The following is a 13,402-nucleotide window of genomic DNA, read 5'->3' on the forward strand; positions in this document are numbered from 1 at the left end:
TCATGAATTGTCCTTTGGAGCTGAGATGTGGTTAGATCAAAAGCTTGAGGTATAATCCTAGTAACTTAGAAATGGACCAACGAATGATAGATTACAACTTAAATGATGCTTGATTTATATTCTTATCATGATCGGATTAACATATGATTAACTGTCTGTTATTGATTTATTCTTTTTTTTGCAAGGATTATCCCTTGAAAAAGGTTTGTTATCCGATAAAGGCTCTATGCAATGAGAAGCAAGGAAATATACGACAACTATGATTTGTTGCTCCCTCGAAAAGAACGTGGCGGATATCTTGTGATTGCGCTATATGAAAAGATTGAATCTAAAGAGCTGGATTATTGTTTTAGTCTGTCAGACATAGAAGAAGTACTGCATGAAATATATCTGGACCGTAAGCATGAATTTAAGTCGGAACCGCAATGGAGCAAAATCCGTGATGTATTATTTAATTATTATGTACGAAACGTACCTGGTGAACCATGGAAGTATTACCTGACAGATCATGCAAAAGGCATTGTAGAACTAATGAGAGCCAAGTTGGAGAATCCCTATAAGGACCACCTGTTACAAAAGAGTTTTCAGGAAGCATTTACATTAAGACATGGAGAAATCAACTCAGGTGAAGAGTTGGAAAGGAAGTTTGGCCGCATTTTTATCATGGGACCAAAAGGAATTGTGCTTCAAAAAATTGAATCACTTGAGGATGAACTCAGAGATGCCTATGAAGATCTGAATCATATTTTGGATAATGATCAGGCCACAGCAACGAAATTGGTTCAGGAGTTTGCAAGAGTATTCAAAACATTTGGTGAAAAGGCAGAAGACATAAATAGAGCCATTTTCAGCAAGGATAAGTTTTTGTCGGATTTAAAGTTTAAGAAAGATGATTTCTATTCCTTAATGGAAACTACATCTCCATACGATCATGCACTTCTGGTCAATCGTAAATCCGATTGGGAAAAGGCTCAGCTTATTCTGACAGATATTGCCGATTTTTTCAAGGAGGTGGATGATAAATTAAGGATGATTCGTCAACGCATTTATCATGCGAATGATAAGTTGAATGAATTGAAAGAGACCATTTCAGCCAGGGCTAGCTATAAAATTCAGCTAAGTAAATTACAATCATTTTTGCTTCAGTTTAGTCAATACAGCAAGGAAGATGATGTGCTTTCCATTGATCTGCCCGTGAAATATTTTTATAGCCAGTATCGCCCATTGCCGGATATTAAAATACATCAACTGATAAAGCGTCCTCCTGATACAATCATAGAAGTGAGTCCGAATCAAGCATATGAAGATGAGGAAAGAAAAAGGATCAGGCAGGAAGTGGAAAGGCAGGAAACAATTAATAAATGGACCCGGCATTTTGTGGATGAATTGGTTCTTGGTAAGCAGCTGAAAGCAGAGGATGTAATGAATCAGGTATTTCAGCAAGAGGCAGATTTGTCGGTTGCTTATGCTGTGATGAGTACACTGATTGGGAGTGTGTCAGAGAATCCGAACCTGTTAATTAACGTTGATTACCATTTGACAGAGATAAAAAGTGATGAAAATATATACTTATGGCGAACTATCTTGCAGAGGAAAAATCATATGAATTCCTGAGTTCGGGCAAAGTGGAGGCTTGTTTCCATGAACTATCAGATTTGCTCTTATCAGGTAAGCATATTGATGAAAAGTACTATGCGTTTTTTACATTGCTTAGAGATGAGGAAGCAGGTTTCAGGGATTTTTTCAAACATCTGTATAAGCTCGAATTTGTCCATGACGTTTTTGACGGCACTCCCTGTTATTATCTAAACCCTATTCCGGGTGTACGTAGCAATTTAGTGGATAAAAAGTCAGCAGGATTCCTGTCGTCGCGGGAGACTATTTATGGCTTGATGTTAATAGATATCTATTATCTGAGATATTTCGATAAAGTAAAAATTGTCGTTTGGGAGGATTTGATGCACAAAATATTGGAGAGTGAGCATCAGGAATCTTATCAGACTCTCCTATTCAGTTCAGTCAGAGATTCTTATGATGAAAAAGAATGGAATATGGTGAAGAGTACCTTTGAACGAGTTTTTAAAAGGTTTGTAACATTAGGATGGTTGGAACAGGTAGAGGTTGAAGGAAAAGAATGGGCATATGAGTTGCGCCCGGCCTTATTCCGCCTCGCCAAGCTGTATGAGTTGGAGCTGAATGATTTTGATAAATTCTGTGAACTTTACAAACCGGTTTAATGATGATGTATCCCTACATTTATTCCTTATCTACAGTTGGAATAATCAAGCACTATATTCATGACTATCATTTTCACAATAAGCGAACGGATATCATAGGCCCCAATGGTGTTGGGAAATCAGTGCTGGCCGATTTGCTACAACTGATCTTTATTTTTGATCCCAATCTGATCCGGTTTGGAACGGATGGTGTGAATAAGGAGAAGCGGGAGATAAGAACACTTCCTTACAAATCAAGATACGCATATGCATTTATTAATATTGAGGCTAAACAAGGGCTGTTTTTAACCCTTGGGGTACAAATTAATAGTCAGCACGGAAAAGTATTGACGCCCTTTTTAATCACTCGTGAGGCAGATTTTGAACAACGATCCGATGATGTCTTCTTTACTAAAGAAAAATTGTTATATGCTACAGACTTTATTGTAGAAAACGTGATAACCGGCCTTGACGAACTATCGGATCATATTTCAGAAAACTTTGAGTTGAAGCTAAATATATTTAGGACGAAAGAGGAAATAAACCGCTATTACAAGGCCTTGTATCAAAAGGAAATACTACCGCTGGATTTAAGTCAGGATAAAAGTCTAAGGGCTTATGCTAAAGTAATCCAATCATTTTCCAAAGTGAAAACCCTGAATCTTGGAGGGGAGAATGTTTCAAAGAATTTGAAAGAGTTTCTTTTTGAGGAAACAGACAGTGATATCAAGAACCAGTTTGAAAGTAATAAGAATAAATTTGAAAAGTTTCTTGACGACTATAGACAATTGGATGAGGATATATCAATACTGTCTGAGAAACAGAAATACCTGCAAGAATCCACAGCATTATTTAAAGAGTACCAGGAAAAGAACAGACGATACCTTGGCGCCACTGTTAATGTTTTGGGTCAAACAGCTAAACACCTGGCGAATCAAATTCGTCAATTAGAAATAGATGACCAGAAGGAGCAAAAAAGGAAGGATATTAAGCATAACCGACTTTTGCTAATAGCCAATGCAAAGGGCATCATTGATAAAACGCTTCATAAAATAAAGGATCAGGAGGAACAGTTGGAGAGTAGTCGGAACTTGATGAATGAATTGAACGATGTAAATGAGCAACTGGATGTCTTACAAGCCTTTGAACTACCACCGCTAACTGAAGGATGGTCAAATTTTGTAATCGAACAGGAAGATACAATTCCATCAGTGTCGGAGGTATGCAGGGATATTAAACACAAGATGCCATTTTTTAGTAGATACGAGAGTATGGAACACCTACTCTATCAGCGGACTAGTCAGCAGGAGAGCCTGGAGGCGCTTAAGAATGAAGTGGTGGAGAAGAAAAAAACAGTGAATAAACTATTGGAATTATTGGCAGGTAAAAATGACTCATCCGTTATTAGTTGGTTTTTGAAGCAGGGCAAGAACTTATCTGCGGAACAAATACAGGCAATATTGCATTTTGCCGTATTACCTGTATCTCAACCAGATGAAGACACCGGCAACAGGCAGTATCTGGATATGGATTCCTTTATTGATGATTTTGAATTTATTCCGTCAAAAAAAGGGGGATGGCTGAAGCTCGGTGCCTTGAGGGAATATGTTCCATTTACAGAGGATGCGGTGTTGATTAAAAATGCAGATGCTACTGATGTATCCATCGGCCTCCTGAGAAAACGTTTGGAAAGTGACCTCAGTATTTTAGAAAGCAAATTGGAGGCAATCAGATGTGTGCAGGATGGCGGTGAAATAGATAAGGAACTTGTGCCTGAGAACATTGATGTACAGATAATAGAATCTACTGTGGTAAAGGCGATCCACAAGGCACTTTTCTACATAAAGAAAATGCCTGCAATTGAAAGAGGATTGATGGGAAAATGTAATAGTCTTCAACAAAAAATAATTTCTCTGAAGCAAGAGTTGGATGTTTCAGGAGCCACTATGGAGGATATCCGCCAACAACTGGTTAAGAAACGTGAGAAGTGGAACAATAGAAATAATTTGTGTGGGAAGACAGAGGTCCAATATAAAGCGGATGTAAAGACTGCTGAGCTGGCACTACTGCAAATTTCAAAAGATATGCAGGATACTACAGAAAAGCTCTCTGAAAACCGGTCAGATCTTGAGAATTATATCCGTGTTTATGCAAATCTGTTTGAGGAGGAACCACAGATCACTGAGGGGGCATGTGATGATTTACAACACCTCTCGAGTGATTACAAGAACGCTCAGGAAGCATATAAACGCCACTATATCACTACCTCCGCGCATTTTCAGGAAACCAAAGATGGAAAAAATGCTGATGTACAGATGGAGATCACAAGTTTGTCTCTTTCTTTTGCTGTGCTGGAAAGGGCATTGCTGGGAAACAGGGTGAAGGCAACAGATGATATCGTAGAGGCGCTAAAAGAAGCCAATGCATCAAGGAGTAGTATGGCGGATGGAGTTAGTGACGAAATGCTGAAGGTATTCAATTTAACTGTTACCAGGTATGATTTGTATAAGAGCCAAATTCAACGGATTAATAGCTTTTTTGTGGATAGAAAGATTAGCGGACACTTTTATTTTAAGGTAGACTTTGAAGAAAATAAAGTTATTAGTATTGAACATGTAAAAGACATAGCAGTTGAAATGAGAATAGCGCTTATGAAAGGTGCACTTGGTGTTACTGAATCCATAGTATCATTTATTGAAAACTCGTTCAACAACAAACTTAATCTTAAAACGCGGATACCATTCGAAGATTTATTGAATCCCAAAACCTACTTTGAATTATCCGCCCGCCTGACAGATGAGTTCGGGGTTGAAGTGCCGGGCAGTACAGGAGAAACTTATTCCGCAATTGCATTATTGGGTATAGCACGCCTATCACTCTCCCAGAAGGAACAAAGGAAGGGATTACGTTTTCTTATACTGGAAGAATTAGGAAGTCTGGATAATACCAATTTCAATACCTTTCCAGCCATTGCGGAGGAATTCCAATATCAAATTATTACGATGGCTCCTCATAGTTTTAACATTGGATTTTCTGATCACTGGTATGCTCATCATTTGATAAAAGGAATAAGCGATAAAAATATAAATTACTTTCCTTCTTCATCTTTTTTTAAGACCCCATTAGGGAATGAGAGCCTTTCGATATACCTAAAACGACAAAGGAATGAATTGGCTGGTGCTAAAAGCTTTGAATAACCTGTACAATGGATTAACATTGACGCTAAATGCAACATTGAATGCTGATCCTGAGATCTTTTATTTAAGCAGATCTAGAAAAGCATTGAAAATAGCTGGCAGCAAGATCTTTGCTTTACCCAAGTTTGGATACCTATATGAAAAGGATTATAAAGTCAAATTTTTGTTCTATCATGCATTCCTTGAGAGGTATGATCTGCTGAAGCCTCAGTTGAGAATAGAGGAGAAGGATATTAAAATTCTGATGAATGTGGCTCAGTTGTATGAGGCCGGCGATTTGGAGTCATTACGAGCTCAGATAATAGCCGCAGATGAATCACTCCGTGGTATTTCTGAAATGTTTTTCAGGGATGAAAAGTACCTTGATAATAAGGAGGCACTTGTAAAAGCATTAAAAAATATTTTAAACGTAGAGACCTTTGCAAACGAGAAAGACCAGCAATACATCTACAAATTGGAATGTCATAATCCTCGTATTATTGTGCTTTGCGAGAACCTGGATTTCCTGATGAAACCCGTTAAACCCCGTCTATTAGGAATTGAATTATGGTATGCAGGGGGGAAAAATGTGAATAAGCTGGAATTTGCAGATACCCGTGGTTTGCCCGTTTATTATTCCTGTGATTGGGATTATGATGGCATGTTTATTATTTATCCTATGGTTAAACGTTTGCTCCCGAATACACAGTTATTAATTCCAGATGGGGAACCAAAAGGAATTGTAGCTAGTGATCATAATAGTAAATGGCAGCTTAGTAGTCGAACCGTAGCTGATTTGGAATTGTCTGTTACTGGCAAACAATTGCTGCATAAACTTATTCAAAAAAATGCCTGGATTACTGAGGAGTCTAATAGCTTGGTCAATATGACCGTCAACCTACTATCTATATAACCCCCTATGGGATTTATCCACACCTGTTGAAAGTAAAATCCGTTGGATAAAATTACTCCTCATACATTTGAATTGTTATCGGGTTCATATACAGCAACGTACTGTAATGGTTAATAGGGAAGCCAGTGTAAGTCCGGCGCTATCCCGATAGCCGTAATCCTGACGTCTTAGCTGAATGATCTTCTAAGATCACTTTTCTTACCGGATATTGTTTATTTCGCAGTATTCCCGCAAACGTTCCTCCTGGTCACGTTGCGAATAGCCCTTATCGGCCTGTTTGTCCGTACTAACCCGTACATAAAGGCTTGCTATTTTCATGCATAATTCGTTATCCCGTTTGTTCTTTCAGGGAACTTCTTTTCTTTCCACATAAGCGGCCAAAGAAAAGATGTAAAAGAACGCCGCTTGATTGAATTAGTTTTTTAATTATTCACTGAATTTGTTATCAACAAAATAGTCGCTTGGTGCTGATATACAAAATACGCAATGCGTCTATTTTGAAAGTTACCAGCATCATCAGCTTTGAAGACCTGTAAAAAGACGACTGGTGGAAACAGCAGGGCGTATCCCTCATCCTGCTCTCTGACGCCTTTTCAGAACAGACCCCCGTGGAGAGTCGTGTTGAAGAGGACTTGTTGTTTGTGTAGAGGGTTTATATCGGGTTAAAAAAAGTCGCTCCCAGAGCGGCTTTTGCTATTTAGTGCATTTCCTGTTGCTTGTAACTATTTGCATGGAAAACGTAATGATCACAGCAATTATTGTACAAAAAAAATATAGTGCAAAATGATTTTTTTACACGGAGCTATTAGATATTTTTGACTGCTCAGTGCTGGTTTTTATTAAAGTATTCACATCTCAAAGCATACTTTAATTATGGAAGCAAAAGAAGAAATAGTATTAAACGTAGACCCTGCAATAAAAAAATATGGCTAATATTATAAGTATGAGTTCATTTGTATTTGGGTTTCAGCACATTGACAAAACAAAACTCAATGTTGTCGGGGGGAAAGGCGCGAACCTGGGAGAACTTACCAGGATTGAAGGAATCCACGTACCGGATGGGTTTTGTATTTCTACGGAAGCTTTTAAAAGAATCATTGCCGAAACGCCGTCGATTAACGAATTATTGGACCAGTTATCGCTGCTGAAGGTGGAAGACCGGGATAAAATCAGTGAACTTAGCGGTGAGATTCGCAGGGTCATCGAAGGGATAGCCATTCCTCAAGACATGAATGAAGAGATCACCCGCTTCCTCTCCTGGTTTGATGAAAAAAATGCCTATGCAGTACGATCCAGCGCAACTGCAGAGGATTTACCGACGTCCTCTTTTGCAGGCCAGCAGGATACGTATTTGAACATTATTGGAAAAAAGGCAATCCTACAACATATCAGCAAGTGCTGGGCATCGCTGTTTACAGAGAGAGCAGTAATTTACCGCCTTCAAATCGGCTTCGATCACCGTAAAGTCCACCTGTCTGTGGTTGTTCAGCAGATGGTCTTCCCGCAGGTGGCAGGAATTTTGTTTACTGCCGATCCCGTCACCTCTAACAGGAAAGTGTTATCCATTGATGCCGGCTTCGGACTTGGTGAAGCTATTGTCTCCGGCCTGGTGAATGCTGATATCTATAAAGTGTGTAACGGCAAGGTGATCGATAAGAAGATATCCGCCAAGAAACTGGCTATTTATGCTTTAAAAGATGGCGGTACGAAAGAACAAACGATTGAGCCGGAGAGGCAGAATAGACAAGCGCTGACGGACGAGCAGATTTTACAGCTTGAGCGTACAGGCAGAAAGATCGAAGAACATTTCGGATGCCCGCAAGATATAGAATGGTGTTTGGTGGATGATACATTTTATATTGTCCAGAGTAGGCCCATCACTACTTTATACCCGATACCTGAAGCGAATGATGAAGAAAATCACGTTTATATATCTGTTGGTCATAACCAAATGATGACCGATGCCATGAAACCATTTGGATTGTCATTTTTCCAGCTAACGACTTCCGGACCTATGTATAAAGCTGGCGGAAGGTTGTTTGTTGATATCACACCTCACCTCGCTTCACCAAACAGCAGAAAAAAGATACTGGAAACCGTTGGACAATCCCATCCACTCATAAAAGACGCCCTCATGACCATTGTAGGGCGAAAAGGATTTATCAGATCGTTACCGGATAGTACAGCGCAGAGCCCGGGGTACGTCGAAAAAGTACTGCCATGGAGTTATCTGGCACCATTCGAAACCAATCCGGCAATCGTTGCCGATTTGATTAACAGCAATCAAACATCCATAGCAGCGTTAAAACAAAACATCCAAACGAAATCAGGAGCAGACCTATTTGATTTTATCCTGGAAGATATCCCGCAATTAAAGAAGATACTGTTTAGTCCCCAAAGTTGGGAAGCGATTAAGGTTGCGCTGTATGCTTCATCATGGGTCAACAAAAAAATGATGAAGTGGTTAGGTGAAAAAAACGCAGCAGATACGCTTTCCCAATCTGCGCCCAACAATATTACTTCGGAAATGGGTCTGGCGCTATTGGATGTTGCAGATGTGATTCGTCCTTATCCGGCAATAATTGAGTATTTACAACATCTGAAAGAGGATAACTTTTTGGATGAACTGATTCAATTTAATGGTGGACAGGAAACACAAGAGGCTATCTATGCTTATCTCAACAAATACGGAATGCGATGTGTCGGAGAAATCGATATTACGAAAACCCGTTGGAGTGAAAAACCAGCTACACTTGTCCCCATAATACTCAGTAATATCAAAAACTTTGCGCCTGAAGCGGGCAAACGGAAATTTGAGCAAGGGCAACAGGAAGCGTTGAAAAAAGAACAAGCGCTATTAGATCGATTGAGGCAACTACCGGATGGTAAACGAAAAGCCAGGGAGACAAAACGAATGATCAACCTGATCCGGAATTTCGTGGGTTATCGTGAATATCCAAAATACGGCATCATTAATCGCTACTTCATTTATAAGCAGGCGTTACTGAAAGAAGCCGAACAACTCGTACAAGCCAACATTATTCGTGAAAAAGAAGATATCTACTATCTCACTTTTGAAGAATTTCGCGATGTCGTAGGCACCAATAAACTGGATTACCAGATCATCTCCAAACGAAAAGACGAGTACAAATTATATGAAAAACTAACTCCCCCACGCGTCATCACGTCTGATGGTGAAATCATTGCAGGGGAGTATAAACGGGAAAACCTCCCGGCGGATGCTATTGTAGGTCTGGCTGTTTCTTCCGGAGTTATAGAGGGACGGGCACGTGTCATCTTAAACATGGAAGATGCTGATCTGGAAGATGGAGATATATTAGTTACCTCCTTTACTGACCCTAGCTGGACACCATTGTTTGTATCCATAAAAGGCCTGGTCACCGAAGTTGGTGGACTGATGACCCATGGAGCAGTTATCGCACGTGAATATGGCTTACCGGCAGTTGTCGGAGTAGAAAATGCTACCAAACTGATAAAAGATGGGCAACGAATTCGCGTGCATGGAACAGAAGGGTATGTAGAAATCCTATAAACAGGAGAAGGCAATATTATTGATTATAAACCGCAGCAAACTCCTTTGCAAAATGAGTGAGCTTAACTTTTCCCAATGTTGGTTTATTTCGATAATAATCTTCATACAACACACCATCACGCATACTTGCTTGCATTTCCACAAAACCTTTGGCAATTTGCGGGTTCATTCCTGCTGCCAACGAACCATTCAGTAATTGTTCATCAGGAATTACCAACCATTTCAAATCAGGTTTTCCGATTGCTTCACCCAAAAAATTTGCTACTTCATCTGGCGAAACTTCATCGCTTGCTATGTAGCGAATTTTTCTGCCCTCAAAAGGTTTCTCCATTTCTTCGGCAATAGCAGCCGCAATATCTAAAGGCGAAACCCAGGGTTGTTTTTCATCGCCTCCATAATTTTGCACAATTGCGCCTTGTGTTTTTATGGTTCGTATAAACGCAAACATATTGTTATAGAAACCAACAGGACGCATAAATTTAATGGAAACATCATTGGGCAGTTGTTTCAAAATATTTTCTACATTGTAATGAACAGCAAGAATGCCATTTCCTTTGTCCATGTGAGCGCCAAGGCTGCTTAGATGCACTACACGCTTTACGCCGGACTGTTGAATAGCTTGTTTGTAATTACTGCCGATCCTGCTGATAGCAGCTATGAAGTCAGTATTTGGGTCAAAGAAACTGCCAACAGCGCCAAGTGTTTCCATAACATAAACTACATCTGCCCCTTTGAAAGTTGCCGATAGAAAATCAGCGTCTTCCATTGTGCCGATAGCAGCTTTTGCACCTAATGCTTCAATGTCTTTTTGTCTTTCGGTTTTGCTGCTGATAACGGTAACCGAATGCCCTTTTTGCACCAACTCTTGTGCGAGTGGTTTTCCAATGTGCCCTAACGAGCCTGTAAGTACGATGTTCATATTTCTGTTTTGTTTACGGCCATGCCTATGTAAAAGAGGCTGTATCAAAAGTACGATACAGCCTCTTTTAATTCAGGTACCTGATGGAGACACATGGTCGTTTAAGTGATTCTCAGCGCCTTAGTTTATTTTTGATACAACCTCGTCTGTTATATATATTCTTCGCTAAATTTTACAATCAGGCTAAATCAAATCTATCCAAATTCATCACTTTATTCCAGGCTGTTACAAAGTCTTTCACAAATTTGTTCTGAGCATCTGCGCTTCCATATACTTCTGCAATAGCTCTCAGTTCTGAGTTAGCGCCAAACACAAGATCTGTGCGGGTGCCTGTCCATTTTATTTTACCGGTGGCACGGTCGCTGCCTTCATAAAGTTCTTTGTCCGCTGATACTGCTTTCCATACAGTGCTCACGTCGAGCAGGTTTACAAAGAAATCGTTGGTAAGCAGGCCTGGGCGTGGTGTGAAAACACCATGTCCGGAACCATCAAAATTAGTGTTCAATACGCGCATACCACCTACCAATACCGTTAACTCAGGTGCTGTAAGTGTGAGCAACTGAGCCTTATCTATCAGCAACTCTTCGGTAGATGCGGGGAATTTTGATTTGCGGTAATTGCGGAAACCGTCAGCAATGGGCTCCAGGTAGCCGATTGATTCAACATCGGTTTGTTCCTGCGAAGCATCCATACGGCCAGGTGTAAAAGGAACGGTGATCGTATGTCCTGCATCTTTCGCTGCTTTTTCAACACCTGCGCAACCGGCCAGTACAATCAAATCTGCCAGTGAAACTTTTTTACCGTTTGATGGCGTACCGTTAAATTCTTTCTGAATGCTTTCCAATGTATCCAGTACTTTTTGCAACTGCGCCGGATTGTTCACCCGCCAGTATTTTTGAGGAGCCAGACGAATGCGGGCGCCATTAGCACCACCGCGTTTGTCAGAACCACGGAAGGTGGAAGCGGAAGCCCATGCTGTGGAAACCAGTTCAGATACGCTCAATCCGGATGCCAATACTTTTACCTTTAAGGCTGCAATATCATTTTCATTTATCAATACATGATCAATCGCAGGAATAGGATCTTGCCAAAGCAGTTCTTCTTCCGGCACATCAGTGCCCAGGTAACGTGCACGAGGTCCCATATCCCGGTGCGTTAATTTAAACCATGCCCGGGCAAAAGCAGCTGCCAGTTCATCGGGATTTTCCAAAAAGCGCCTGGATATTTTTTCGTAAACCGGATCAAATCTTAAAGAGAGATCGGTAGTAAGCATGGTTGGTACATGCTTTTTGGAGCCATCATACGCATCAGGAATAATACCGGCTGCATCTTTAGCTACCCACTGGTGCGCACCAGCCGGACTTTTAGAAAGTTGCCATTCAAAACCAAACAGGTTTTCTAAGAAATTATTGCTCCATTGGGTGGGCGTTTTCGTCCATATTACTTCAAGCCCGCTTGTAATAGTGTCTGCACCTTTACCGGAAGCATAACTGTTGCTCCAGCCCAGGCCTTGCATTTCCATGTCGGCCGCTTCAGGTGCTTTGTCTACATGGGTAGCAGGAGCAGCGCCATGGGTTTTGCCAAAGCTGTGACCGCCTGCTATCAGGGCAACCGTTTCTTCATCGTTCATTGCCATGCGGCCAAAAGTATCACGGATGTCTTTAGCGGCAGCAATAGGGTCTGGATTACCATCAGGGCCTTCGGGATTCACGTAGATCAGCCCCATTTGCACTGCAGCAAGCGGTTTTTCCAGGTTGCGGGCATTCGCATCGTCGTTCGATACAAGTACGCCATGACCCTCTTCCATGTCCGGGGAACCATTAGCATAACGCAGGTCGCCACCGAGCCAGGTAGTTTCGGAGCCCCAATACACTGCTTCATCCGGTTCCCATACATCTTCACGTCCACCGCCAAAGCCAAATGTTTTAAAACCCATCGACTCCAGTGCTACATTACCGGTAAGGATCATCAAATCTGCCCATGAAATTTTGCGGCCATATTTTTGTTTGATAGGCCAAAGCAGCCTGCGTGCTTTATCGAGGCTCACGTTATCGGGCCAGCTATTAAGCGGAGCAAAACGTTGCTGTCCTGCGCCTGCTCCACCACGGCCATCACCCACACGATAAGTACCTGCACTATGCCATGCCATGCGAATGAACAAGGGGCCATAATGCCCGAAGTCTGCGGGCCACCAGTCCTGTGAGTCGGTCATGAGTGCATGCAGGTCTTTTTTCACTGCTTCCAGGTCGAGGCTTTTAAAAGCTTCGGCATAGTTAGCATCTTCACCCATCGGGTTTGATAAGGACGAATGCTGACGCAGGATACTTAGCTTTAACTGGTTGGGCCACCAGTCATGATTCCTGGTGCCGCCACCGCCAACATTGTGCTTCATACTGCCATTATGAAACGGGCATTTACTGATGTCGTTTAACTCTTTTTCCATTTTTATTAGTTTAGGGTATGGAATGACATATGCTTGCACCTGTATTTGTGCAGGATTATAAAGTTATGGTATTGGATTAATAATCACAATCAATTAATTTCTATACTTCAATAGATAAAATCTATTATGATATTGTCAATCCAGACTATTTTATATCCGCTGATGGCAAAATAGATAAGGGG

General features: G+C 41.0%; 7 protein-coding genes. 5 read left to right on the forward strand and 2 right to left on the reverse strand.

What is annotated here, in order from left to right; genetic code table 11:
• Positions 1-231: 231 nt before the first annotated feature.
• From CLV51_RS21295 to ppsA, 5 genes are all read left to right on the forward strand, one after another.
• On the forward strand, positions 232-1,614 hold the full coding sequence (locus tag CLV51_RS21295) for a hypothetical protein (RefSeq protein ID WP_106530115.1): 1,383 nt from the start codon (positions 232-234) through the stop codon (positions 1,612-1,614).
• Positions 1,572-2,237 (forward strand): condensin complex protein MksE, encoded by a 666-nt coding sequence (locus CLV51_RS21300; protein WP_106530116.1) that lies wholly within the window; start codon positions 1,572-1,574, stop codon positions 2,235-2,237. Before CLV51_RS21295 ends, CLV51_RS21300 begins: the two co-directional genes overlap by 43 nt.
• Positions 2,237-5,413 (forward strand): coiled-coil domain-containing protein, encoded by a 3,177-nt coding sequence (locus tag CLV51_RS21305; RefSeq protein ID WP_106530117.1) that lies wholly within the window; start codon positions 2,237-2,239, stop codon positions 5,411-5,413. The genes CLV51_RS21300 and CLV51_RS21305 overlap by 1 nt, the downstream gene beginning before the upstream one ends.
• On the forward strand, positions 5,382-6,305 hold the full coding sequence (locus CLV51_RS21310; protein ID WP_106530118.1) for a hypothetical protein: 924 nt from the start codon (positions 5,382-5,384) through the stop codon (positions 6,303-6,305). The genes CLV51_RS21305 and CLV51_RS21310 overlap by 32 nt, the downstream gene beginning before the upstream one ends.
• A gap of 943 nt (positions 6,306-7,248) precedes the next feature.
• Positions 7,249-9,858 carry a phosphoenolpyruvate synthase gene (gene ppsA / locus CLV51_RS21320; protein WP_106530414.1) on the forward strand — a complete coding sequence of 870 codons (2,610 nt, stop codon included), beginning with the start codon at positions 7,249-7,251 and terminating at the stop codon, positions 9,856-9,858.
• A gap of 16 nt (positions 9,859-9,874) precedes the next feature.
• Here the strand turns inward: ppsA and CLV51_RS21325 are convergent, their stop codons facing one another.
• On the reverse strand, positions 9,875-10,777 hold the full coding sequence (locus tag CLV51_RS21325) for an NmrA family NAD(P)-binding protein (protein WP_106530119.1): 903 nt from the start codon (positions 10,775-10,777) through the stop codon (positions 9,875-9,877).
• Between the two features lie 178 nt (positions 10,778-10,955).
• Positions 10,956-13,220: a catalase/peroxidase HPI gene (katG, locus tag CLV51_RS21330; RefSeq protein ID WP_106530120.1), complete on the reverse strand. Its 2,265-nt coding sequence runs from the start codon at positions 13,218-13,220 to the stop codon at positions 10,956-10,958.
• Between the last annotated feature and the right edge of the window lie 182 nt (positions 13,221-13,402).

The sequence above is a fragment of the Chitinophaga niastensis genome (genome assembly GCF_003014755.1).
Lineage (GTDB): Bacteria > Bacteroidota > Bacteroidia > Chitinophagales > Chitinophagaceae > Chitinophaga > Chitinophaga niastensis.

Bases quoted from the DNA above. Each gene is read 5' to 3' on its own strand.
- CLV51_RS21295 (WP_106530115.1), top strand. From the start codon at position 232: ATGAGAAGCAAGGAAATATACGACAACTATGATTTGTTGCTCCCTCGA.
- CLV51_RS21300 (WP_106530116.1), top strand. From the start codon at position 1,572: ATGGCGAACTATCTTGCAGAGGAAAAATCATATGAATTCCTGAGTTCG.
- CLV51_RS21305 (WP_106530117.1), top strand. From the start codon at position 2,237: ATGATGATGTATCCCTACATTTATTCCTTATCTACAGTTGGAATAATC.
- CLV51_RS21310 (WP_106530118.1), top strand. From the start codon at position 5,382: ATGAATTGGCTGGTGCTAAAAGCTTTGAATAACCTGTACAATGGATTA.
- ppsA (WP_106530414.1), top strand. From the start codon at position 7,249: ATGAGTTCATTTGTATTTGGGTTTCAGCACATTGACAAAACAAAACTC.
- CLV51_RS21325 (WP_106530119.1), bottom strand. From the start codon at position 10,777: ATGAACATCGTACTTACAGGCTCGTTAGGGCACATTGGAAAACCACTC.
- katG (WP_106530120.1), bottom strand. From the start codon at position 13,220: ATGGAAAAAGAGTTAAACGACATCAGTAAATGCCCGTTTCATAATGGC.